Here is a 25,028-nt window from a genome sequence, read left to right as displayed (position 1 = left end):
ACCTATGCTTGAAAGACGTCAATTTTCACGAGTTATTTATCAAGTCCCGACTGAGATCTCACAAGGACAAGTAAATGTATCAGGCTCAGTGCAAGACTTATCTCTCCATGGTTTACTCATTCAATGTGATAAATGGCAGCAACTCAGCCACGATGTTCCTGTTCAAGTTAGCTTTAAGCTCACCAACAGTGATATCAATATTCAGTTAGAAGCAACGATAGTCTCTACCATCAATACCTCAATGCGTTTACGCATAGAGCATTTAGATATTGATAGTATTAGCCACCTTAAGCGCCTTGTTGAGCTTAATGTCGGCGACGATGAACTGCTTTATAGAGAGATTGAACACCTTACCGATTTAGGTAAGGAATAATATCTCCATTACCTTTTTCTATTAGAAGCATTTAGTTAATACAGAACCATGTCTAAAAAAATTTCCATTACTATTCCCTCTAACAATGGGGAACAGACGTTTTATTTCGGCCGAAAAGCCGTGCTCATGTGCACCACTGCCATTTTTTCAGTACCGCTGTTAATTGGCGGAGCTGCCTACATGCACGTCGAAGGTAAACAAGAGCTCGCAATACAAGCAGGCGATGCACAACAGTTGATTGAAACGCTGATTGTTGAAAAAGAGCAAACCGAGTTTCTTTACGCCGAGCAGGTAGAAACCAATCACTCGTTATCGCAAACACTCACCGAGAAAGAAGGCACCATTCAACTGCTTGGTAAACGTGTATTTGATGTGGAATCCGTGCTTGGTCTTGCCGATGAAGAGCTGCTTACCGATGATATCTCTTTAGAAGATCGTATTGATGCTGCTGCAGTAGATTCAGCAGTAAGAGCCACGATGTTTCGCTTGATTCCAAACGACAGCCCTATGGCTTATCAACGTATCTCTTCTTCTTATGGTAGCCGCACTAACCCTATTTCAGGTAAGCGCCATGTGCATACTGGTATCGATCTAACGTGTAAGCGTGGTGAAGATATTGTCGCGCCCGCAGATGGAGTTATTGAAACGGTACGCCCAAGTAAAAAAGGCTTCGGTAACTTTATTACTATGCGTCATTCGTTCGGCTTCATGAGCTCTTACGCGCATCTACAAAAATTCAAAGTTCGCAGCGGTCAGTTTGTTAGTAAAGGGGATGTGATTGCGAGTTGTGGTAACTCAGGTAACTCAACCGGACCACACCTGCATTATGAAGTACGCTTCCTTGGTCGTTCATTGAACCCTCAATACCTGATGGATTGGACACCGGAAAACTTCAACTACGTGTTCGAGAAAGAGAAAAAGGTTAAGTGGGGTCCACTGGTTCAGCTGATTGATAATGTGGTTCGCTTGCAGATCAATCTGACTAACGTGCCTTACATTAGCTCGACTATCGACACGGTATCAAGTGAAGATACTAAAAAGCCTATCGCGACTAACTAGTTATTAGCTGTTGGTTATTAGCTATTGATTATTAGGGCCAGTTGGTTTGGCCTATGATGATCTAATTGCTTTTAGCCTACTGTAGGCTAACTACTTTTAGTCCTGAATGAGATAAAAAAAGAGCGACCATCAGGTCGCTCTTTTTTTATAATTTCAAATAGTAATTAGCCACGATGAATCGAGTCATGTGCTTGTTTTAAAAGGTTTTGGCTCTCTTGCAAGAACTGCTGAGAGTAATCACCAAACCAATCACTGACTTGATTAAAGCTATCAACGAACTTGGCTTTATCTTTCCCATCCAAGATTTCTAATGCTTCACCGAAACGACTGTGGAAGCGTCGAATCATCTCAATATTCTCATCCGAAGAAAGAATGATATCACCGTACAAGTTCGGGTCTTGAGCAAACAGACGGCCAACCATCGCAATTTCAAGTCGGTAGATTGGTGAGCTTAACTTCAGAAGCTGATCAATGTTCGGGTTCTCTTTACTTAAGTGTAAGCCGTAAGCAAAAGAGGTGAAGTGGCGAAGTGCTTGAATCAAAGTCATACCATGGTCGTGTTCAGCAGCATCCATTTGGCATAGGCTCGCGCCCCAAATACCAAATTGATTCAGCAACCATTGGTAGCTTTCAGAACCACGTCCATCACTGTAAACAATCACTTGTTTCGCAAGGCTTGGTACATCAGGACCAAACATTGGGTGCAATCCAACCACTGGACCTTGGTGCATGTTCATCATGGCTTGTAGAGGCTTTGATTTAATCGACGTCAAATCACAAAGAATACAATCGCTTGGTAGGTTACCCAGCTTCGTAATCACACCTTCAGTTAGGTGAATTGGAACCGTTACAACCACAAGGCCAGCATTATCTAAGATCTCATCGGCTTTATCCCAATCTTGGCTGCCAAGGATTTTCACCTCGTAGCCAGAAAGCTTGAACATACGGCCAAACAGACCGCCAAGTTGACCATTACCACCAACGATAACCACTGAACGCAACTCTGGGTTAAGACACTTAAAACCAGAATCTTTTTCACTGGCATAAGACTCACGCATAGTACGACGCAAAATATCTTCGATTAACTGTGGCGGAACCCCTATTTTCTCGGCTTCTTGACGGCGAGACGCCAGCATCGCAGCTTCACGTTCTGGTACATAAATAGGTAAACCATGTTCACTTTTCACTTCGCCGACTTTCTCTACTAGAGCCAGTCGTTGAGCCAGTAAATCCAACATTTGTTTATCGACAGCATCGATTTGGTCGCGTAATTCGTTCAGTTCAACGGCCATTTTATTCCTTACTAATCTATAAGCCCGCGCTAATCTAAAAGCCCGCACTGACGCAGGTTCGTTAGCGACAGATCTTAAAATGCCCCATTAGATGAGGCACTTAAATTTAAACTCTGACTAACCTTTCAGGCGGTTCTCTAAAAACGGGACTAACTCCGTATGTGCATGTTTCAATAGTGCCTCAGTTGACTCCCAATTGATACACGCGTCGGTAATAGAAACGCCGTATTTCATCTCATTTAGAGGAATATCTGACGGCTGATTACCTTCGTTAATGTGGCTCTCAATCATCAGGCCAATAATTGATTTATTACCCTCACGTACTTGGTGGATAACGTCTTCAGCAACCAATGGTTGACGACGGAAATCTTTACGAGAGTTTGCGTGGCTGCAATCGACCATCAACGCAGCTTCTAAACCAGATTTACCCAGTTCTTGTTCACACTCATGTACTGATACTGAATCGTAATTCGTTTGCTTACCGCCACGTAAAATAACGTGACCGTTTGGATTACCTTGAGTCGTTAGCAGTGCAACCTCACCTTCACGGCTGATACCCATGAAACGGTGACTAGAAGAAGCAGCCTGCATCGCATTAATTGCAGTACCTAAGTTACCGTCAGTACCATTCTTAAAGCCGATTGGCATTGAAAGGCCACTTGCCATTTCACGGTGAGTTTGAGATTCAGTAGTACGTGCGCCAATCGCAGCCCAGCTGAATGTATCTGCTAAGTATTGTGGACTGATTGGGTCTAGTGCTTCTGTCGCTAGTGGGATTTCCATCTCAGCTAACTCAACTAAAAGCTCACGACCAACATGCAGACCATGCTCAATATCGAACGTACCATCTAGATGTGGGTCATTGATCAAACCTTTCCAACCAACAGTGGTACGAGGCTTTTCAAAGTAAACACGCATTACAATATACAGTTGGTCGCTCAGTTCTTCAGAAAGTGCTTTGAGGCGTTTTGCGTATTCTTTCGCAGCTTCTAGATCATGAATAGAACATGGGCCACACACGATTAGCATACGGTGATCTTTCTTATGAATGATATTCGCAATCGTTTCACGAGACTCTTGAATAAAACGACGAGCATTATCGCTCAAAGGTAATTTCGCTTTTAACTCCTCTGGAGTAATCAGTACCTGTTCGTCGATGATATTGACATTGCTTAATTCACTTTTTTGCATAACCCAACCTGTATATTTATTTTTACACCCAACATTTCCATTTGGGCTAACAATCTTTAAAACCACAATAACAGCTACAAAAACGATTGCAAGTGTAAACAATAAAAAACATTTAGTGTAAATATTAATTTACACATCATCTTTAGTTCGTTCTGAGGCACAAATAAGCCTAAACCACGCCTAGCACATACAAAAAAGGCGATATTTTTCATATCGCCTTCTTAAAACTTATAGAGTGTTTATTTATCACCCAGCGTTTAACATTCGCTTAATTTGCTCTGAGGCCTCTTTCCATCGGCTATCCGAGTGAAGAGTCGGTAAGTCAAAGCTGTGCTTTTTAAGCAATGAGTTGGCTAAAGGCACCTCTTGAATCGCTAAGTGATCAAGAGCTTCAATTTGTGCATCTCGTTTATTACACATCAACACCATGTCACAACCTGCATTCAAGGCAGCCTTTGCTCTATCGGCTGGCCCACCCATAATCGCAGCGCCTTCCATGGTTAAGTCATCAGAGAAGATTAGGCCTTTAAACCCAAGTTGCTGTCTTAATACTTTCTGCAGCCAATACTCAGAGCCACTCGCTGGCTGATCATCATAGTGAGAAAAAACCACGTGCGCAGGCATCATCGCATCTAATATTCCAGCTTCAATTTGAGCCTTGAAGATCGCCATGTCAGTTTCAAAGATGTCGTCTCTAGGATCGTAAGGCGTTTCAAGGTGTGAGTCAGCAATCACGCCGCCGTGCCCTGGGAAGTGCTTCCCTGTTGTCGCCATACCAACCGATTTCATGCCCTTAATAAAAGCACTGCTGTGGCGAACGATGGTATCAATATCTTCACCAAACGCTCGGCTACCAATCGCTTTACAGTCGTGGCCTTTGTCTAGAACAGGCGCAAAGCTCAGATCGATATCATGGGCAATCAACTCCGCCGCCATCAACCAACCCGCTTGTTCTGCTAATTGTTCGCCATTATTCTTGGTCGCAAATTCCTGAGCTGCAGGGATAATTGAAAAGCTATCGCGGAAGCGCTGAACTCGGCCACCTTCTTGGTCAACACCGATTAAAATAGGACGTTTTACGACTTTGCGGATCTCTTTATTTAACGCCGATAGCTGTTTGCTATCGTGGTAGTTTCTAGCAAATAAGATGAGACCACCAACGGTTGGGTGCTCTAAAATTTCTCTGTCTTCAGCTGTTAGCTCATAGCCCGCAACATCTACCCACAACGGTCCCATACAATATCCTTCTATTGCTTAAATTCTGCTACTGCAGATTTGCTTTGTTCAATTAATTGGTCGGCTTGCTCTTCCTGCTGAGTTAACGCAATGAACAACAAGTCAGTAATAAAAAGTTGGCTATCACGAGCAGTTATAGATGAACTGCGAATATGATTTTCGTCGGCTGCTGATATCAATTTAATATCAGCGTATTTGTCTAAAGCAGAAGGTGATAGCTGACTAATCACTATCACCTTGGCCTTTTTCGATCTGGCTAGCTGAGCCACCTTCACCACTTCTCTGGTGTTTCCAGAATAAGAAATCGCAATCAACACATCATTTTCAGAAAGAGAAGCGGCATTGGCAATTTGAATATGGGCATCTTGCTCTGCATTGGCGGCATGACCTATTTTCATCAGCTTATAGGCAAGATCTTTCGCTACCAACGATGAGGCGCCAACGCCTGAGATCTGCACCTTACGCGCAAGGTGTAAAATATCTGCGGCATGGTTTAACTGCTCACCTTCGTTTAATAACACAGTGCGCTCAAGCGATTGTGTTTTGCTTGCAAGAAGTTTGTCCATCACCATATCGGGCGGATCTTTACGAGTGATGGTGCCATGTATGCCACGTTGAGATACGGGCTGATAAGTCATATCGCTTTGGTAGAGTTTGACCTTCATTTCTGAAAACCCTTTATAACCAAGCTTCTGACTAAACTTCACTATCGTTGACTGACTCACTCCGACGGCTTTGGCCAACTCGGGCGAAGATAATTGCTTCACCTGTTGTGGGTGGTCAAGAACATATCGCGCCACCAGCGCATCGGATGGAGACAGCTTGGGTAACAGCGCTTTTACTTTCGCAATGCCTTTCATTAAACGCCCTTCCCCTTATCTCTAACCGCACCTCGTTATCATAACGAGTTTTGTATTCTCATTGGAATAATTATTCCTTCGAATTCTCCCGTATGGAATAGCTAACACAGCCTTCTGGGATCATGGTCAAAGAAAATCATTGGTCACTATTCCACCAAGGAATAGATTTTGAAACTCATTATTCAAACTGACATTCTGAAAAAATAATTATAAGTACCCTCTACCCTATTCATGCTACGGAGCTGCTATGAATTCACTATTTACCTCACTGGACTGGGCCGTATTTGCGATATATTTCGCCATTATTGCTTTTACAGGTTGGCACTTCAGCCGAACAAAAATAACGAGCACTAAGGACTACTTTTTAGGTGGTAACTCGATGCCAATGTGGGTCGTGGCTATCTCGGTGCTCGCGACATCACAATCTGCTGCGACATTTTTAGGCGGGCCCGAATCTAGCTACCGTGGTGACTTAACCTACTTAGCGACCAACATTGGCGGCATTATTGGTGCCATCTTCGTTGCCTTAGTACTTATCCCTCGCTTCTACCAAAACAAAGTCTCAACCGTTTATGAGCTACTGAAAGTGCGCTTTGGCGAGAAAACCAAACAACGTGCAGGTGTGATGTATTTGGTCGGTCGAGTATTTGCTTCAGGTGCCCGCCTCTACATGGCTGCGATTGCAGTCTCGATGATTCTGTTTACCAACATTGACCCTAGCAGTGTGGTGACTTCGGTTGTCATTTTAGTAGCCGTCGGCCTTGCTTATACCTACATGGGTGGCATTCGTTCCGTTATCTGGAGTGACCTAATCCAACTTGTGGTTTATGTCGGCGCAGCCATTGCCGTAATCATCTATTTACTAGGACAAATTCCAGCCGACTTCAGCCAAATAGCTCAAGTACTCGCAAACCCTGGCGAAGGCCAATCTTCTAAGCTGACCCTACTCGATTTCACTCTCGACTTTAGTCCTGCTGGCACCTTTAGTTTCTGGGCATGTATCACTGGTTTTGTATTGTTGAACATTGGTGCATTTGGTCTTGATCAAGACATGACTCAACGTGTGTTGACGTGTAAAGATGCCAAGCAAGGTTCAAAAGCGATGATCAACTCAATCATCTTCTCAATTCCAGTTGTGCTCGTATTCATGTCTATTGGTCTACTGCTGTATGTCTTCTATCAAAGACCTGAGCTAATGGGTGTGGAAGGCAAAGAAGTCGTGCAAAACTTTAATGGTGAGAACGTAACGATCTTCATGTACTACGTGCTGAATGAAATGCCTGCGGGTCTTCGTGGCTTAGTAACTGTTGGTGTCGTCGCAGCAGCGCTTTCAACGTTAAACTCCGGCTTAAACTCAATGTCTTCGGTTGCGGTGCAAGATATCTACAAGCCTTGGTTAGAAGCTCGTAAAGGAGAGCAAGATGACTTCCATTACGTGAAAGCTGGACGTGTTGGTATGGCTGTAGCAGCAATCGCTTTGGGTAGCATGGGCATCTTATGTTACTACTGGCAGCAATACACCGACATGCCACTGTTATCATTTGCACTGAGTGTGATGGTGTTTGCCTACACAGGTTTACTGGGCGTGTACTTCACTGCAATCTTTACTGAACGTGGCAACGAAACCTCGGTTGCTCTAGCCCTTATCGCCGGTTTCTTAACGACATTGTTGATGCAGGCTTACGTGTGGGATAGCGTGATGGGCGTGATTAACGCTGACTGGGTTGGTGTTCGATTGGCTTTCCCTTATCAATTATGTATTGGCACCTTTGTCTCGTTGGTTGTCTGTCTAGCAGGTAAAAAACAGACTCAAGAAGTCAACAAGCTACAAACGGTTTAGTGGATGATTACACACACTTTGGCAGTCGATGGCGGCGGAACAAAAACCGCTGTCAGGCTTAAGAAAATAGAGCCCACATCAATAGTGATTGAGGAGTTCATTTTACCGGCGACTTCATTGACCCTATACGGTGAAGCTGCTGTGACTCAACTCACTCATTATATTGATGAAATTCTAGCGACAAACCAGATAATACCGAAACAATGTTATATTGTGTTAGGTGTCGCTGGAGCGGGTAATGCGCAGTTAAAGTCCAAGTTAACATCCGCTTTAGCGCATTGTCCTCACCTGTACATCACAACCGATGCAGAAGCATCAGTATTTGGTGCCAATGCAGGGCAAGGCGTCAATTGTATCGCGATAGGTACGGGGTCAGTTGCCATCCAATTGGATTCCCTACATGAGACCCTGCAATTTGGTGGATGGGGATTTCCGATTGGCGATCAAGGCGGTGGCGCTTGGCTTGGCTTTCGAGCGGTTCAACAAACCCTCATCGAGTTCGACACTCAGAGTTCATCTTTGACTCGCGATTTAGTTATGAAGAAAACCGGTAGTAAACGTAGCCAAATATTAGAATGGATTAACCAAGCGAACGCGACTGACTATGCTCAATTTGCAAGAGCTCTGGTGGACATTGAATCGCAATGTTCAACGGCAAAAGCGATTATAGAGCAAGGGACTACTCAAATAGAGCTGCTCACTCTGGCTTGTTCTAGTAACAACACGCTACCTATTATGTTCTTGGGTAGCTTAGGACAGTTCTATCGTGAGCGTCTCTCACCAGCGATTCAAGATCGTAGTTTACATGTTCAAGGCAACGCTCTGGATGGCGCAGAAGTATTGGCTAACCAGAAGATTAATCAGCTCAACTTAGGAGACTCGTAATGAAGTCAGAGTTATACATTGGTGTGATGTCGGGAACGAGTATGGACGGCGTTGATACCGCCTTAGTTTCGATAGAAGATACTGGTATCACATTACTCGCTCATGATGAGTTCCCTATGCCAGAGGATATCAAAGCCCGCCTGCTTGAGGTTTGTATTGGTCAGAAAACGGATTTGATTGCCATTGGTGAACTCGACCACCAGCTTGGTCATCTATTTGCTGATGCGGTTCTACAACTTCTCGACAAATCAGGTACACCTGCATCGTCCGTGACTGCGATTGGTAACCATGGCCAAACAGTATTCCACCAGCCAACCGGTGATTCGCCATTTACCATGCAGCTGGGTGATGCCAATATCATTGCCGCGAAAACAGAGATTCAAACCATCGCCGATTTCAGACGCAAAGACATGGCGCTTGGCGGGCAAGGTGCGCCATTAGTACCAGCGTTTCACCATACGATCTTTCACCCGCAAGACAGCTCAGTTGTGGTGTTGAATATTGGTGGTATCTCGAATATTTCAGTGCTGCGCCCGAATCAGCCTACTCTTGGTTATGATACTGGCCCTGGCAATATGTTGATGGATGCTTGGGTAGATAAACACACGGGTGAGAAATTTGACCGTGACGCACTGTTCGCGCTAAAAGGCCAACTCAATCAAGCTTTGCTCGAACAGCTGTTGAATGAATCTTACCTATCTCAAATGCCACCGAAAAGCACTGGCAGAGAGCTATTTAATCTACCTTGGCTAGAGCAACAATTAACAGAATTTAAAGACCTTACAGCAGAGGATGTTCAGCGCACACTCTGTGAATACACCGCATTAACGATAGCCAATGAAGTGGAGACTTATCGCCTGGGTAACCAACCTGCACTGTATGTGTGTGGCGGTGGTACGAGAAATCCATTGTTGATGAAGAGACTGTCTGAACTGCTTCCTAACTGGGTGGTTGAGTCGACGACCAGTAAAGGCGTTGATGCCGATTACATGGAAGCCATGGCCTTTGCGTGGCTTGCTCAACGTCATGTTCATCAACTGCCAAGCAATTTACCAGAAGTGACTGGCGCAAGCAGAGCAGCCTCTCTAGGCGTTCTATATCGTGCTGACTAAACAACTTTAGAACCATCATTTTAGAATCACCATTTAAGGATCATTATGAGTAACGACGCTCTCATATCAGCGCTCTCGCACCTCGTTTCGGAGGGGAGAAACCCTGACACTATGGATATTGATCTGCTCACCTCTCTCGAAGTGGTTGAAAAGATTAACCAACAAGACAAACAGGTTCCACTGGCGATCGAAGCCGAATTACCACAGATCGCGAAAGCGGTTGATAAGATCGCTCACGCCTTTCAAAACGGTGGTCGACTGATTTATATGGGCGCAGGCACCAGTGGTCGATTAGGTGTGTTAGACGCATCAGAATGCCCTCCGACTTTTGGTGTTTCAGACAAGATGGTTATCGGTCTAATTGCTGGCGGACCAGAAGCGATTTTAAAAGCCAAAGAGGGAGCGGAAGATTCGCTGACTCTCGGTATTGAAGACCTAAAAGCCATTCAATTTACAGAAAATGATGTCGTGGTAGGTATCGCAGCCAGCGGTCGCACACCTTACGTGATTGGTGCGCTCAACTATGCGAATCAGATTGGTGCGGTGACGGTTGCGCTGTCTTGTAACCCAGGTTCTCCTATTGCCGAGATTGCTCAAATCGCAATTAGCCCAGTCGTTGGTCCAGAAGCCTTAACAGGGTCAACCCGTTTAAAATCAGGCACCGCACAAAAGCTGGTACTTAATATGCTCACCACAGCGAGCATGATTCGTATTGGTAAGAGTTATCAGAACCTGATGGTCGATGTGAAAGCGACCAATGAGAAGTTGGTTGCCCGTGCTGCTCGTATCGTAATCCAAGCAACAGAATGCGATAAAGCACTGGCAGTATCGACACTGAAAACCACCGATTATGACGTAAAGCTAGCGATTTTGATGATTCTGACAGGGCTCGATTTTGAATCGGCCAAAGCTCAGCTTGATCAACAAGACGGCTTCCTAAGAAAAGCAGTAGAGAATAATCAATAAACCGACAGGTAGGCTCTCATATTGATTAAGCGTTATTGATTCGGCGTTATACAAAAAACCAGTACACATGAGGTACTGGTTTTTTATTTAACGAAATCAAGAATTAGCCGCAGGCCGGATTAATAGTCGTTCGAGAACTCATCCCAGCCACGTTGCCATTCCATACGGAAACGTTGAGCGTCTTCCGTACCAGAACACACACCTTCATACACCTGACCAGACAAACCAATCTGATAAGCATGGTTAGGATTACAGAACTCAGTCACACCTAAGTGATAACCTTCTGTATAACTGGCTTGATCAACCGCACCAAGCGCTGTCATTTCTGAATAAGAACGCTGAGTGTTGCCTTTAATACCATCACGATAACCGATCTCTTGCCAGTTACCTTCTGCTGCTAAATCTTGAACATTAGCGCTGCATCCTGCAAGGCTAAATGCCACGGCGAATAGTGTTATTATTTTTTTCATTTCAATCCTTTATATTGTTACTTCACCACTTCCTGACGAAGCGCTGCCTTTGTGATGATTCTCCGCTGAACGCCTGTCGATGTCCACTCATTGTCTCATGTTCTCCGCTTGAGACTGATACAGACCACTCAAGAGCAGTAACCTACCACTCACAGCTTCTTTCCACCTCTCTGTTAGGTCAATCAACCTGTCTACTCGGTAAATAAGCCGTTCGATACAAAGAATCAACCACTCCGTCAAGATGACAAACCACTCAATCAGTTATAGCACCACTAAATTGGCTATTCGACCACTCACTCCAGTAGCGGAAGTTTCTTCTCATCGACTCCTTTAATATACACCCTGACTTAATTAATACATTCAGGGATAACAAATTATGATGTGGTTTCTTACCTGCGTCGCAGCACTCATTGGTGGCTACTTTATTTACGGTGCCTTTATCGAGAAGATCTTCGGTATCAATGAAAAGCGTCAAACACCTGCTCATACCAAGCAAGACGGCGTGGACTACGTTCCAATGTCGACACCAAAGGTTTACCTAGTTCAACTGCTTAACATTGCAGGTGTAGGTCCAATCTTCGGTCCTATCATGGGTGCCCTTTACGGCCCAGCAGCAATGCTTTGGATTGTACTAGGTTGTATCTTCGCAGGTGCAGTACACGACTACTTCTCAGGTATGTTATCTATCCGTAATGGTGGTGCTTCGGTTCCAACCATCACTGGACGTTACCTAGGCAATGGCGCAAAACACTTTATGAACATCTTTGCCATTGTTCTACTGCTTCTTGTTGGTGTGGTATTCGTATCTGCTCCTGCAGGCATGATCACTAACCTAGTGAACGACCAAACTGATTTCGTGATGTCTGCAAGCACTATGGTTGTTATCATCTTTGCTTACTACATCATCGCAACGATTGTCCCTGTCGATAAAATCATTGGTCGCTTCTACCCACTGTTCGGTGCACTACTTATCTTCATGTCTGTTGGCCTAATCACTGCGATTGGTCTATCTGACGAGCACCAAATCATGGGTGGCTTCGAGATGAAAGACATGTTCACCAACATGAACCCGAATGACCTACCACTTTGGCCTGCTCTATTCATCACTATCGCTTGTGGTGCTATCTCTGGCTTCCACGCAACTCAGTCTCCTTTGATGGCGCGTTGTATGGAAAACGAGAAGAACGGTCGCTTCGTATTCTACGGTGCAATGATCGGTGAAGGCATCATCGCTCTAATCTGGTGTGCACTTGCCCTGTCATTCTTCGGTTCAGTTGAGTCTTTGTCTGACGCGATTGCAAACGGCGGCCCAGGTAACGTGGTATACAGCGCTTCATTTGGCCTACTGGGTGTATTTGGCGGTATCCTTGCTTTCCTTGGCGTGGTTATCCTACCTATCACTTCAGGTGACACTGCGTTCCGTTCAAGCCGTCTTATCCTTGCTGAATACTTCAACATGGAACAGAAAACACTGCGCAACCGCCTACTAATGGCTCTACCGCTATTCGTTCTTGGTGGCATCCTGACTCAAGTAGATTTCGGTATCATCTGGCGCTACTTTGGCTTTGCTAACCAATCAACGGCAGTAATGATGCTGTGGACAGCTTCAGCTTACCTACTTCGTCACAACAAACTGCACTGGGTAACAACGGTTCCAGCTATCTTCATGACGTCTGTGTGTATCACATTTATCCTGAACAACAGCCAACTAGGTTTTGGTCTACCTATGCAAATCTCAACAATCGTAGGTGTGGTTTCATCTCTACTGATTACGACTTACGTTATCAAGATTTCAAAAGGCAAAGGCGATATCGACCTAGCTGACGACGAGCAAGATCAAGAGTCAAAACCGGTGACTAAAACAGCCTAGTTCTTTAAGGCTCTTTGGAAAAAGAGACCAATCTTCATAGAAAGAGACAAAAGAACTGCCAAGCACAACTTCGCTTGCTCCCGTAATTACCCAGTGATTCGTGGAAATTAAGACTAAAGCCCGTCCAATGTGATGGGCTTTGTTATTTCTAAATATTAATTTCTCGACCTTGGGAAACCAAAGTCATTCGATACAAGCCATGAAAAGACAAGCAAAGCTACCGTTACCCCGCAATGAGCTTTACACTTAACAAGCTTCTCAATAGGTGAAAATATGGAACTCATTCTCTCTCTGCTGCAACAAACCTGTGTCTACTTAGTGATTGCTTACATGCTCAGTAAGACTCCACTTATTCTCCCTTTGTTGAGCATCTCTTCGCGCTTAAGTCATAAAATCAGCTGCTACGTTCTGTTTTCCCTGTTCTGTATTATGGGCACCTATTTTGGCTTACAGATCAATGATGCCATTGCCAACACCCGTGCGATGGGAGCAGTTATGGGCGGTCTGTTTGGTGGTCCGGTGGTCGGCTTTGCGGTCGGTTTTACTGGCGGTATCCATCGTTACTCTTTGGGTGGATTCACCGATCTAGCTTGTGCGATTTCAACCACAGCAGAAGGCTTGATTGGCGGCCTGTTACACGTTTACCTCGTGAGAAAGAACAAAGCTAGCCAACTGTTTAACCCTCTGGTGGTGTTCTCTGTGACCCTGTTTGCCGAAATCATTCAGATGATCATATTGCTTGCCGTCGCGAAACCGTTCGAGCAATCCTATGCCTTAGTGTCCGATATTGCTGCTCCAATGATCATCGCCAACTCTGTGGGTGCAGCGCTGTTCATGAGCATCATCCAAGACAGGAAAACCATCTTCGAAAAATACTCTGCGACCTTCTCGCGCCGCGCATTAACCATCGCCGAGCGTTCGGTGGGTATTCTGCATGGTGGGTTTAATTCCGATAACGCGCAAAAAATCGTACGCATCGTTTACGAAGAAACCAACGTTGGTGCGGTGGCGATTACCGACCGAGAGAAAATCCTCGCGTTCGTCGGCATTGGCGATGAACACCATATCCCAAATACCCCTATTTCATCGCAGAGCACGCTTACCTCGATGGAACAGAACGACATCATCTACCTTGATGGTAAAGAGAACCCGTACCAATGCTCTCTTTCGCAAGATTGTAAATTGGGCTCTGCGCTTATTATTCCACTGCGTGCGGGTAATGAAGTGGTCGGCACCATCAAGCTGTATGAGCCAAAGCTAAAGCTGTTCTCGACCATCAACATGTCGATGGGTGAAGGTATCGCTCAGCTATTGTCGAGTCAGATCTTATTCAGCAACTATCAGCAGCAGCAAACATTGCTCACCCAAGCTGAGATCAAACTACTGCACGCTCAAGTGAACCCACACTTCTTGTTCAATGCACTCAACACCATCAGTGCCGTTACACGTCGTGACCCTGATAAAGCACGAGAGCTTATTCAACATCTGTCTCACTTCTTTAGAAGTAACCTGAAGCAGAATATCAATACCGTGAAACTCAAAGACGAGTTGGCACACGTTAATGCGTACCTAACTATTGAGAAGGCGCGTTTTACCGACCGATTAGAAGTGGAATGGGATATCGACCCACAATTGTATGAGTCGCAACTGCCAAGCTTTACCCTGCAGCCACTGGTTGAAAACGCCATCAAGCATGGTATTTCAAACATGTTGGAAGGCGGCCAAGTGAAGATCTATAGCGAAGCCTTCGAGGGTGGATTTAAGCTGATCGTGGAAGACAATGCAGGCAACTATCAAAAGCCGTCTCAAGACCATGTCGGTTTAGGGATGGAAATTGTTGATAAACGACTCACTAATTTCTTTGGACAAGACTCTGCACTAAAAATAGAATCTCAACCACAGCAATTTACTCGAATGAGCTTTATCATACCTATACTAAAATAGTGGGTTTTCGAAGACGAATCGCTCCGAGTCGAAACATTTAGAAGCTGACATTTAAAAGAAAAGCGTGAATCAAGCAGGGATAGAATCAAGATGAAGATTGTAGGATGTTAAAAGCATTAGTTGTCGATGATGAGCTTTTTGCTCGTGAAGAGCTGATTGAACTACTGACTGAAACAGGTGAAGTGGAAATCATTGGCCAAGCTAGCAATGCGATCGAAGGACTTAAACAGATCAACCTTCTCAAGCCGGATGTGGTGTATTTGGATATCCAAATGCCTCAGGTTACAGGGATTGAATTGCTGAGCATGCTTGACCCAGACACCATGCCTTACGTGGTTTTTGTCACCGCCTACGATCAATATGCGATTCAAGCCTTTGAAGACAATGCCTTTGATTACCTACTCAAGCCGGTTGAACCTTGTCGATTAAACAAGAGTGTTTGTCGTCTGAATAAAGTCATCAAGCAGAACCAGAAAGCGCCAGAACAAAACATCTCCGCGATTGCTCCCTGCCACTTAGAGCAAATCCCGTGCATTGGTCACAACCGCATTGTGATCATGGCAAGCCAAACGGTCGAATGCGCTTATTCAGATATCAGCGGTGTGCATGTTCGTAGTTCATCACAAACCGCCACTTCACAGTTAACCCTGAAGATCCTAGAAGAAAAGACCGATTTGATCCGCTGTCATCGCCAATATTTGATCAACATAAAATCGATCCAAGAGATCAAATTATTAGAAAATGGATTAGCCGAGATCATTACACTGACAGGTTTTGAAGTGCCTGTCAGTCGTCGTTACTTAAAGACTTTAAAAGAGCAACTAGGTCTCCAGTAACCCGTTAGAAATTCGACACCCTGTTCCAAAGCACGATCAAAAAAGCCAACGTATCACGTTGGCTTCCTGCTGTTTACAAATCAATAGTGTTTACAAATCGATAGTGTTGCGAATCGCTAGTATCACGAATCGATGTTGTCACCAATCAATAGAGATTAGTCGACTTGCTTGATCTGTAGCTCTTTCGGTACTTCGAAGAACATGTTCTCTTCACGACCTTGAATCTCTTCAACTTCAGTGGCACCTAGCTCACGAATACGATCTAAGATTTGGTTTACTAGCTCTTCAGGCGCTGAAGCACCCGCTGTCACACCAATTTTCTTTTTCCCTTCAACCCATTCTGTTTGAATGTCTTCAGGGCAATCGGTTAGGTAACCTGGCGTGCCTAGCTTCTCAGCCAGCTCTTTCAAACGTGTTGAGTTAGATGAGTTCTTAGAACCAACAACAATCACGACATCAACATCACCAGCCATCTCGCGAATCGCGTCTTGACGGTTTTGTGTTGCGTAGCAAATATCATCTTTACGTGGCCCTTGGATCTCAGGGAACACGCGGCGTAACTCTTCAATCACATCCGCCGTTTCATCAACTGACAACGTTGTTTGGCTAACGTAATGCAAGTTACTTGGATCATTCACCACTAGGTTCTGTACGTCCTCTGGCTTCTCAACCAAGTACATGCCACCGGTTTGGCTAGCGTACTGGCCCATAGTGCCTTCCACTTCAGGGTGACCCGCGTGACCAATCAGTACCACTTCCATATGCTTGCGGCTCGCACGAGCAACTTCCATATGTACTTTGGTTACCAATGGGCATGTTGCATCAAATACCGTGAGTTCACGCTCTTTCGCTTCTTTACGAACGGCTTGAGAAACACCGTGAGCAGAGAAGATCACGATGTTGTCGTCTGGCACTTCACTCAGTTCTTCGACAAAAATAGCACCACGCTGCTTGAGCCCCTCAACAACAAAGCGGTTGTGCACCACTTCATGGCGAACATAGATCGGTGGCTGATACATTTCCAGTGCGCGTTCTACGATGCTGATTGCACGATCGACACCAGCACAAAAGCCACGAGGGTTAGCTAACATTATTTTCATTTCATTGCTCATCATTTACCGCGGTACTAAGGTTGTTTCTATAGAGTTCGCTGTCAGCGAGATTCGCATTCTACAGTGAAGCGCCTACACAGTGAAGCTCTGGGTGACATCACAGCTGTAAGGCTATCTTGTTCTAGCGTGAAGACAACTATTCTATCGTTATTCCACCGCTAAGATGTTGACGTCAAACGTAACGTCTTGGCCTGCTAATGGGTGATTAAAATCAACGGTCACTGAATCACCTGCGATATCAGTGATAATGCCCGGGATTTCCATACCGTCAGGGCCAGAGAACGCCATGATAGTACCGACTTCAACATCAGTACCACCAGCAAACTTCGCTTTATCCATGTGGTGGATATGGTCTGGGTTAGGCATACCAAACGCGTCTTGTGCTTTCAGTTCAATAGACTTTTCTGTACCCGCTTCAAGCCCAAGCAAACACGCTTCGAAGTTTTCGCTTAGGCTACCATCACCCATCACGAACTTAGCGGGTTTGCCCATGTTTTCGGTGCTATCGGCAACTGAACCATCCTTCATTTTAATCGTAAAATGTAGAGTTACTGCTGAATCATTTTTAATTGCTGCCACGTTACTTTCCTTAGATTTCTTTATTATTTGAGGATGCACTGTGCTTTGCTTCCTTGTTGACTGAAGCATAAAAAAAAGCGCCGTCGGAATCAACCGACAGCGCTTAGGGCTATTCTATTCTGTGAGTCATAGACTGACTTTAGGGCAATCTATTTCAAAGCGATTTAGTTAATACTCATTAATGCCTGAGTCGCCTATTTGTTTTCATCTTTCTTGCGGAAGCCATCTAAGATGATCATCGCAGCACCGATACAGATTCCCATATCAGCCAAGTTGAATGCAGGCCAATGGTAAGTACCCCAGTAGAAGTCTAGGTAATCAACCACAAAACCATGTACAACACGGTCGAATACGTTACCTACCGCACCACCAATGATGATCGCATAAGCAATGTTATTCCACTTTTCTGCTGCAGGTAGTTTGCTCATCCAGTATGTCAGCATACCCGTTACCGCAAATGCGATACCCGTAAACAACCAACGCTGCCAGCCGCTCTGATCGCTCAGAAAGCTAAATGCCGCACCATAGTTATGAACATACAAAAAGTTAAAGAATGGCAACACCTCAATACGGTTTGCCCAGCCATAACCCATGTTGTCCATGACAAAGAGTTTGATACCGATATCAGCAAGGAATACTAGCAAAGCCAGCCATAACCAACGCACACCAGATTGTTTTAACGAAACTTCACTCATTTCTATTCCTAGTATCTACTCAGTCAAATCATCTCATTATCCACTCTCAAGAATGAATACGAGAAGTCAGCTTGGTTAAACACATTTCCTATAATTAAAAATAACCCCAGTTGATACTGGGGCTATGATTTTTACAAAAAGTTCAGTCTTTCTCTGAGTCGTTATGCGAACTTACGCACTTCGCCTTCACCGTCGATGTTCGACACACAACGACCACAAATTTTCTCGTGACCTTCAATTGTGCCTACATCTGGAGTGTGGTGCCAGCAACGGTCACACTTCTCAGCTTCAGTTGCTGCAACTTCAACGTATAGACCTTCAACGTCTGTCGCTTGAGCTGTATCAGACTTATCGCTAAGTGGCTTAACAACAGCAGCAGAAGTGATAAGTACGAAACGTAGCTCATCTTCTAGCTTGTTGATTTTAGCCGCTAGTGCATCGTCAGCGTATAGAGTAACTTCAGCCTGCAGTGCACCACCGATTGTTTTCTCTTTACGAGCATCTTCAAGAAGCTTGTTCACTGCGCCACGAACTGACTGGATTTCAGTCCAGAATTCGTTGCTTAGCTCTTCGTCGTCAGCAAGACCAAATAGGCCTTCGAACCACTCGCCAGTGAATACAAACGTGTCGCGCTCGCCTGGCATCTCGTTCCAGATTTCATCTGCAGTGAACGACATGATAGGAGCCATCCAACGAACTAGAGCTTCTACGATGTAGTAAAGCGCCGTTTGACAGCTACGTTGAGCATGGCTGCCCTGTTTCGCTGTGTACTGACGGTCTTTAATTACGTCTAGGTAGAAAGAACCCATTTCGATAGAACAGAACTGCATTAGACGTTGAGTCACACCGTGAGTGTTGTACTCACCGTATGCTTTAACGATCTCTTCTTGTGCAGCTTGAGCACGGCCAACAGCCCAGCGATCAAGTGCTACCATTTCTTCAGCAGGAACTAGGTCAGTTTCAGGGTTGAAACCGTTCAAGTTCGCTAGGAAGAAACGAGCCGTGTTACGAATACGACGGTAAGCATCAGCAGAACGCTTAAGGATCTCGTCAGAAACCGCAACTTCGTTAGTGTAATCCGTAGAAGCAACCCATAGACGTAGAATATCTGCGCCTAGCTTGTTGGTTACATCTTTAGGAGCAACAACGTTACCGATAGATTTAGACATCTTACGGCCGTTACCATCAACCACGAAACCGTGCGTTAGCACTTGCTTGTATGGTGCTTCGTCTTTCATCGCGATAGATGAAATCAAAGATGATTGGAACCAGCCACGGTGTTGGTCAGAACCTTCAAGGTAAAGATCAGCACTGTGCGTTCTTTCTTCATTCGGGAAGTTGTACTCTTCACGAGAATCCACAACAGAGAAGTGCGTTACACCTGAGTCGAACCATACGTCTAGCGTATCAAGTACTTTCTCGTACTTGTCAGCGTCTTCAGCACCCATCAGTTCAGCAGCATCTACATCCCACCAAGCTTGAATGCCTTTTTCTTCCACAAGCTTCGCTACTTTTTCAATAAGAGCAGGGCTATCTGGGTGAAGTTCTGATGTTTCTTTATGAACGAACAGAGCAATTGGCACACCCCAAGTACGTTGACGAGAGATACACCACTCAGGGCGACCTTCGATCATACCTTCGATACGGCTTTGACCCCATTCAGGCATCCACTCAACACTCTTCGTTGACTCTAGTGCTTTTGCACGTAGGCCAGCTTGATCCATAGAGATGAACCATTGTGGTGTTGCACGGAAGATGATTGGAGTTTTGTGTCTCCAACAATGTGGGTAGCTGTGCTCGTAAGCGTGGTGATGCAGTAGTGCACCTTTCTCTTTTAGAACTTCTAAAACAGAATCGTTCGCTTTGAATACATGCTGACCAGCAAAAAGCTCAGTGTCTGGCAGGTAAACGCCGTTTGAGCCTACTGGGTTAGCGATCTCTAGGTTGTACTTTTTACCAACCACGAAATCCTCTTGACCGTGACCAGGAGCGGTATGAACCACACCAGTACCAGAATCAGTTGTTACGTGATCGCCAAGAACAGCAGGAACCGTAAAGTTGTAGAACGGGTGGTTGAACTGAGAAAGCTCAAGATCAGCACCAGTCGCAAAACCAAGGTTATGGAAACGCTCGATACCCGCACGATCCATTACGTCTTTTGCTAGTTCAGAAGCAACAATAATACGTTGAGCAGGTTGTTCACCATTTGCTTCAACTTGGATCAATACGTATTCAAGATCATCACGTAGACATACTGCGCGGTTAGCAGGCAGAGTCCATGGTGTTGTTGTCCAGATAACGATAGAGATTTCGCCTTGACCAGCGTGGCCTTCCGCTAGAGTAAATTTCTCTAGTAGAGCCGCTTCGTCAGCTGCAGAAAATTTTACATCGATAGATGGAGAAACTTTATCTTTGTATTCAACTTCAGCTTCAGCCAGAGCAGAACCACAGTCAGTACACCAGTGAACAGGTTTGAAACCTTTAAGTAGGTGACCTTTGTCTGCGATTTTACCTAGAGAACGAATGATGTTCGCTTCTGTGCCGAAATCCATAGTGCGGTAAGGTTTGTCCCACTCGCCCATGATACCAAGACGTTTGAAGCTTTCTTTCTGACCTTCAACTTGGCCCGCAGCGTACTTACGACACTCTTCGCGGAATTCAGCAGCTGAAATCTTCTGACCAGGCTTACCTTTCTTCTTCTCAACCATCAACTCGATTGGAAGACCGTGACAGTCCCAACCAGGGATGTACGGTGCATCAAAACCAGAAAGAGTCTTAGATTTGATAATAATGTCTTTAAGAATCTTGTTCAGCGCGTGGCCAATGTGAATGTCGCCGTTCGCGTATGGAGGGCCGTCATGCAGCACGAAAGATTTTTTACCTTTCTTTGCCTTACGGATTTCACCGTAAAGGTCTTCTTTGTACCAACGCTTAAGCATTTCTGGTTCACGATTTGCCAGATTGCCACGCATTGGGAACCCTGTTTCTGGTAAGTTCAGGGTATCTTTATAATCACTCATCGATTCTTAATTCCGTTATATTGGGCGAAGTTAGACATTATGTTAATCGGTGGAATCATCCGACTAATTCTTTAGCTGAAGCAGCCACACCCTTGCGGCTTCAGCATCCAATTCTATTTGATTCTTTAATGCGTCGAACGATTCAAACTTTATTTCGTCGCGCAGTTTGTGCAAAAGTCGTACTTCTAACTGTTTACCATACAAATTGGCTTTAAAGTCAAAAAAATGCACTTCTAATTGCTGCCTTACACCATTAACCGTTGGTCGTTGTCCAATATTAGCAACACCACCGACAGGAACACCGTCGATATCTAATGCTTCAACAACATACACTCCCGAAACAGGAGAAACACAACGCTTTAATGGAATATTAGCGGTAGGGAAACCGATAGTTCTCCCTAGTTTACGACCATGAGAAACACGACCACTGATACTGTAGTCACGCCCTAGCATGGTAGCACTAGAAGCCAAATCATTGGCCGCTAACGCATTTCGTATCTCAGTACTGCTTACTCGTAATTGGTTTAAGCAATAGCTCTGGGTGCTCACCACCTCAAAACCATACTTCTCGCCCGCTTCTTGAAGCATAGCGAAATTACCAGTACGACCCTTACCGAAGCAAAAATCGTCACCGACAACCAAGAATTTCACGCCAAGCTTATCAACCAAAAGGTCTTTAATGAACGCTTCCGCAGACAAGCTTGCAAAATACTGATTAAAATTCACACACAATAAACGACTAATATCTAGCTTACTCAGTTGCACGTATTTATCTCGTAAGCGAGTTAAACGTGCTGGTGCTTTACCTTTGGCAAACAACTCCATAGGTTGCGGCTCAAACGTCATGACAACAGAAGGGAGCCCTAATGCTGCAGCTTGTTTAGAAACCTGACTCAGAACCTCTTGATGCCCTAAATGAACACCATCGAAGTTACCTATGGTTAATACACAGCCATGATGCTGTGCTTTAATATTGTGTATACCTCGGATCAGTTCCATTGTGATCAGCTAAAACCTGTTATTTGCATCATTTATTGTGTGAAACCGACGGATTATATACTAATCAGTATTAATCTGTCGCTGCTTTTAAATGTTTTACTCGGATACCTAAAACCAGTATCGACACAATATAAGCAAAGGCGCCAAGTGCGATCAACCCTGTTAGTGTCAACGCTCTTTGGTTAAAGCCCCAATCAAGCCACAATTGCATATTGTCTAACTGCCATAAAATCACGCCAACCATTACCGTACCTGAGATCAATAATTTAAGGCTAAACAACAAGGTAGTCTTGGTTAAACGATAAACACCCGCTAAATGCAAACCACGATAAAGCAGAGTCATGTTCACGAACGCAGACAACGCCGTTGCGATCGCCAAACCAACATAACCATAGAAATAAGCGAAGATTGCGTTGAACACCATGTTAGTCACCATCGCAATGATGCCGTACTTCACCGGTGTTTTGGTGTCTTGACGAGAGTAATAGCCAGGAGCCAACACTTTAATGAGCATGAAATTCAGCAAGCCTGAAGCGTACGCCACCAAAGACATGGAAGCCTGATTAACATCATGGGGAGAAAACTCACCGCGCATAAATAGCACCATCAGCATCGGTTTTGCTAACACGATAAGACCGAACATCGCAGGAATGCCTAGCAGCAGCACCATGCGCACACCCCAATCCATGGTATGAGCAAATCCTTCACCTTCAGAATCAACGTGCTTACGAGATAAAGCAGGAAGAATAACCGTCGCAATGGCAATACCAAACAAACCGAGTGGAAATTCCAATAGTCGATCCGAGTAATAGAGCCAACTGATAGAGCCCGTCGCTAGAAAGCTGGCAATAAAGGTATCGAACAACAAGTTGATTTGACTTACTGACACACCAAACAAAGCAGGGATCATTAGCGTGCGGATCTTAACCACGCCCGGATCTCTCCAACCCCACTTAGGCTTAACCAATACTCCTGCTTTGATCAAGAAAGGCATTTGGAACAGGAATTGAACTAAGCCTCCAAGAAAAACACCGATGGATAAACCAATTTCAGGCTGTTCTAAATTAGGAGCAAGAAACCAAGCACACGCAATGATCATTACGTTCAAGAACACAGGCGTAAATGACGAAACCGCAAATTTGCCCATGGTATTGAGGATTGCACCTGATAAGGCGACAAACGTAATGAACCATAAATAAGGAAAAGTAATTTTCAACATTAGGCTGGCGAGTTCAAATTTAGGCGCTGAGGGGCCGTCATTAAGCCAATCAATAAACCAACCCGCACCGAACATTGCGGTGATAACCCCAGAGCCTAATACCCCAAGCACCGTAACAATAGAAACCAACACCCCAAGTGTACCGGACACCTTTGCTATCAAGTCTCGAGTTTTATCTTTATCACCGGCGGCGTGATATTCCGTTAATACTGGTACAAAGGCTTGAGAAAAAGCGCCTTCGGCAAACAGGCGACGTAAAAAATTAGGAATTTTATTGGCGAAGAAAAATACGTCTGCACTTGCTCCTGCCCCCATTAAGTTTGCTACTACGACATCACGCACTAGCCCCAAGACACGGGAAACAAAAGTCATTACACTGACAATCAGCCCTGACTTTAATAGTCGTTTACTCACAGAAACCTCTGACACTGGTTGATTACTTTCAAGCAAGGATAAATACTATCCTATCCTTAGAAGCATAATTATTAGCATTGGTCTAAAAATGCTGTTAGAATCCCCGCCATCTTAACCGCGATGACCTTTCCATACCAAAATTTGTTTGGCTGAGATTGGTTTTTGCACAAATCATTTGACAATTAAGCGCCTATGAGGGATAGTCCTCGCCCTTAAATTGTCACCGAACTAAGTTTTTGGGAGTTAGACCTTGGCAAACAGTAAATCTGCTAAGAAGCGCGCTATCCAAGCTGAGAAACGTCGCCAGCACAATGCTAGCCGTCGTTCTATGATGCGCACTTACATGAAAAAAACTATTGCAGCTATTGAAGCTGGCAATAAAGAAGCTGCAACTGCTGCTCTTGTAGAAGTTACACCTCTTCTAGACCGTATGGCGACTAAAGGCCTTATTCATAAGAATAAAGCTGCACGTCATAAGTCTCGTTTCGCTGCTGCAATCAAAGCTCTTTAATAGAAATTTGATTACAACGCAAAACGAAAAAAACCGGCCTCGGCCGGTTTTTTTATATCTGAAATTTAGCGAACACATCTCGAAGTCTTACTAATAGCTGTCTAAGCCTTGTTAATAACTGCCTAAGCCTAGCTAATAATGGTTCTTAAGCCTCACTAATAAATAGCGACACTTCCTTGTGCCTATCTTATTTCTGATAGGAAATGAGCTAATCCACCAGCAATAAGCTACTTGCAGTACATACCATGCAGTAGGTTAATCATCGCTTTTACTTCTTCACTGCTCAATGTGTAATACACCGTCTGAGCTTCTTTACGAGTTTCGACTAAGCCATCTCTTCTCAACCAAGCAAGATGTTGAGATAACGCTGATTGACTCAATTCCAACTTGCCACATAACTCTCCGACCGACAGTTCTGTACCATGCAATAAGCACAAGATCTGTAAACGTCGCTCGTTGGCCATGGCTTTGAGTAGAATAACGGCCTGCGCCGAGTTCTTCTCCATCTCTTTTAAGTTCATAGTCTGGCTCCCAACGACTTATTA

The 25,028-nt window shown here is 44.7% G+C and carries 22 protein-coding genes; 10 read left to right on the top strand and 12 right to left on the bottom strand.

Features of this window, described 5'->3' with window-relative positions; genetic code table 11:
- Positions 1-4: 4 nt before the first annotated feature.
- The gene (locus tag BCT49_RS07465) at positions 5-373 is read left to right on the top strand and encodes a PilZ domain-containing protein (RefSeq protein WP_102434713.1); all 369 of its coding nucleotides are present in this window, start codon (positions 5-7) and stop codon (positions 371-373) included.
- Positions 374-421: 48 nt separating this feature from the next.
- On the top strand, positions 422-1,432 hold the full coding sequence (locus tag BCT49_RS07460) for a M23 family metallopeptidase (RefSeq protein ID WP_102434712.1): 1,011 nt from the start codon (positions 422-424) through the stop codon (positions 1,430-1,432).
- Positions 1,433-1,596: 164 nt separating this feature from the next.
- Here the strand turns inward: BCT49_RS07460 and tyrA are convergent, their stop codons facing one another.
- From tyrA to BCT49_RS07440, 4 genes are all read right to left on the bottom strand, one after another.
- Positions 1,597-2,724: a bifunctional chorismate mutase/prephenate dehydrogenase gene (tyrA, locus tag BCT49_RS07455; protein WP_102434711.1), complete on the bottom strand. Its 1,128-nt coding sequence runs from the start codon at positions 2,722-2,724 to the stop codon at positions 1,597-1,599.
- Positions 2,725-2,841: 117 nt separating this feature from the next.
- The gene (locus BCT49_RS07450; RefSeq protein ID WP_010434849.1) at positions 2,842-3,915 is read right to left on the bottom strand and encodes a 3-deoxy-7-phosphoheptulonate synthase; all 1,074 of its coding nucleotides are present in this window, start codon (positions 3,913-3,915) and stop codon (positions 2,842-2,844) included.
- A 246-nt stretch (positions 3,916-4,161) separates the two neighbouring features.
- Positions 4,162-5,151, bottom strand: a complete 990-nt coding sequence (nagZ, locus tag BCT49_RS07445; RefSeq protein ID WP_102434710.1) for a beta-N-acetylhexosaminidase — start codon at positions 5,149-5,151, stop codon at positions 4,162-4,164.
- A gap of 11 nt (positions 5,152-5,162) precedes the next feature.
- Complete coding sequence (locus tag BCT49_RS07440; protein WP_017077734.1) at positions 5,163-6,011, bottom strand: MurR/RpiR family transcriptional regulator; 849 nt, start codon at positions 6,009-6,011, stop codon at positions 5,163-5,165.
- A 247-nt stretch (positions 6,012-6,258) separates the two neighbouring features.
- Between BCT49_RS07440 and BCT49_RS07435 the strand changes: the two genes are divergently transcribed.
- Genes BCT49_RS07435 through murQ form a run of 4 tightly spaced genes read left to right on the top strand, consistent with a single transcriptional unit; the run spans position 6,259 to position 10,814 of the window.
- Positions 6,259-7,851 (top strand): sodium:solute symporter, encoded by a 1,593-nt coding sequence (locus BCT49_RS07435; protein WP_102434709.1) that lies wholly within the window; start codon positions 6,259-6,261, stop codon positions 7,849-7,851.
- A gap of 3 nt (positions 7,852-7,854) precedes the next feature.
- Positions 7,855-8,736 carry a BadF/BadG/BcrA/BcrD ATPase family protein gene (locus BCT49_RS07430; RefSeq protein ID WP_102434708.1) on the top strand — a complete coding sequence of 294 codons (882 nt, stop codon included), beginning with the start codon at positions 7,855-7,857 and terminating at the stop codon, positions 8,734-8,736.
- The gene (locus BCT49_RS07425; RefSeq protein WP_102434707.1) at positions 8,736-9,848 is read left to right on the top strand and encodes an anhydro-N-acetylmuramic acid kinase; all 1,113 of its coding nucleotides are present in this window, start codon (positions 8,736-8,738) and stop codon (positions 9,846-9,848) included. The genes BCT49_RS07430 and BCT49_RS07425 overlap by 1 nt, the downstream gene beginning before the upstream one ends.
- Before the next feature lie 45 nt (positions 9,849-9,893).
- Entirely contained in the window at positions 9,894-10,814 is a 921-nt protein-coding gene (gene murQ, locus BCT49_RS07420; RefSeq protein ID WP_102434706.1) for an N-acetylmuramic acid 6-phosphate etherase, read from the top strand.
- 119 nt (positions 10,815-10,933) lie between these two features.
- Here murQ and BCT49_RS07415 read toward each other — a convergent pair whose 3' ends face one another.
- Positions 10,934-11,284 (bottom strand): DUF2799 domain-containing protein, encoded by a 351-nt coding sequence (locus BCT49_RS07415; protein ID WP_102434705.1) that lies wholly within the window; start codon positions 11,282-11,284, stop codon positions 10,934-10,936.
- A 376-nt stretch (positions 11,285-11,660) separates the two neighbouring features.
- Here BCT49_RS07415 and BCT49_RS07410 point away from each other — a divergent pair, with 376 nt between their 5' ends.
- The 3 genes from BCT49_RS07410 (at position 11,661) to btsR (ending at position 15,934) form a co-directional block, all read left to right on the top strand.
- On the top strand, positions 11,661-13,154 hold the full coding sequence (locus BCT49_RS07410) for a carbon starvation CstA family protein (RefSeq protein ID WP_102434704.1): 1,494 nt from the start codon (positions 11,661-11,663) through the stop codon (positions 13,152-13,154).
- 273 nt (positions 13,155-13,427) lie between these two features.
- Positions 13,428-15,098, top strand: a complete 1,671-nt coding sequence (locus BCT49_RS07405; protein WP_102434703.1) for a sensor histidine kinase — start codon at positions 13,428-13,430, stop codon at positions 15,096-15,098.
- Positions 15,099-15,202: 104 nt separating this feature from the next.
- The gene (btsR, locus tag BCT49_RS07400; protein WP_017106772.1) at positions 15,203-15,934 is read left to right on the top strand and encodes a two-component system response regulator BtsR; all 732 of its coding nucleotides are present in this window, start codon (positions 15,203-15,205) and stop codon (positions 15,932-15,934) included.
- Between the two features lie 155 nt (positions 15,935-16,089).
- Here btsR and ispH read toward each other — a convergent pair whose 3' ends face one another.
- The 6 genes from ispH to murJ form a co-directional block, all read right to left on the bottom strand.
- The gene (gene ispH / locus BCT49_RS07395) at positions 16,090-17,046 is read right to left on the bottom strand and encodes a 4-hydroxy-3-methylbut-2-enyl diphosphate reductase (protein WP_029222310.1); all 957 of its coding nucleotides are present in this window, start codon (positions 17,044-17,046) and stop codon (positions 16,090-16,092) included.
- A 147-nt stretch (positions 17,047-17,193) separates the two neighbouring features.
- Positions 17,194-17,625 (bottom strand): FKBP-type peptidyl-prolyl cis-trans isomerase, encoded by a 432-nt coding sequence (gene fkpB / locus BCT49_RS07390; protein WP_017080268.1) that lies wholly within the window; start codon positions 17,623-17,625, stop codon positions 17,194-17,196.
- A 194-nt stretch (positions 17,626-17,819) separates the two neighbouring features.
- A complete protein-coding gene (gene lspA / locus BCT49_RS07385) occupies positions 17,820-18,320 on the bottom strand; it encodes a signal peptidase II (protein WP_102434702.1) in 501 nt (166 codons plus the stop codon).
- A gap of 161 nt (positions 18,321-18,481) precedes the next feature.
- Positions 18,482-21,340 (bottom strand): isoleucine--tRNA ligase, encoded by a 2,859-nt coding sequence (gene ileS, locus BCT49_RS07380; protein WP_065113194.1) that lies wholly within the window; start codon positions 21,338-21,340, stop codon positions 18,482-18,484.
- Positions 21,341-21,403: 63 nt separating this feature from the next.
- Positions 21,404-22,339, bottom strand: coding sequence for a bifunctional riboflavin kinase/FAD synthetase (gene ribF / locus BCT49_RS07375; RefSeq protein WP_016799151.1), 936 nt, complete (start codon positions 22,337-22,339; stop codon positions 21,404-21,406).
- 70 nt (positions 22,340-22,409) lie between these two features.
- Positions 22,410-23,972 (bottom strand): murein biosynthesis integral membrane protein MurJ, encoded by a 1,563-nt coding sequence (gene murJ / locus BCT49_RS07370; protein WP_339375376.1) that lies wholly within the window; start codon positions 23,970-23,972, stop codon positions 22,410-22,412.
- 250 nt (positions 23,973-24,222) lie between these two features.
- On the opposite strand from murJ, the gene rpsT reads away from it, so the two are divergent.
- The gene (gene rpsT, locus BCT49_RS07365; RefSeq protein ID WP_012603273.1) at positions 24,223-24,483 is read left to right on the top strand and encodes a 30S ribosomal protein S20; all 261 of its coding nucleotides are present in this window, start codon (positions 24,223-24,225) and stop codon (positions 24,481-24,483) included.
- Between the two features lie 227 nt (positions 24,484-24,710).
- On the opposite strand, the gene BCT49_RS07360 is transcribed toward rpsT, so the two are convergent.
- On the bottom strand, positions 24,711-25,004 hold the full coding sequence (locus BCT49_RS07360) for an ArsR/SmtB family transcription factor (RefSeq protein ID WP_009848443.1): 294 nt from the start codon (positions 25,002-25,004) through the stop codon (positions 24,711-24,713).
- Positions 25,005-25,028: the final 24 nt, after the last annotated feature.

Origin of the sequence: Vibrio lentus (assembly GCF_002875945.1) — a bacterium.
GTDB classification, from domain to species: Bacteria; Pseudomonadota; Gammaproteobacteria; order Enterobacterales; family Vibrionaceae; genus Vibrio; species Vibrio apostichopi.
The sequence above is the reverse complement of the archived record's forward strand: the minus strand, read 5'-3'. Positions and strand labels throughout refer to the sequence as shown.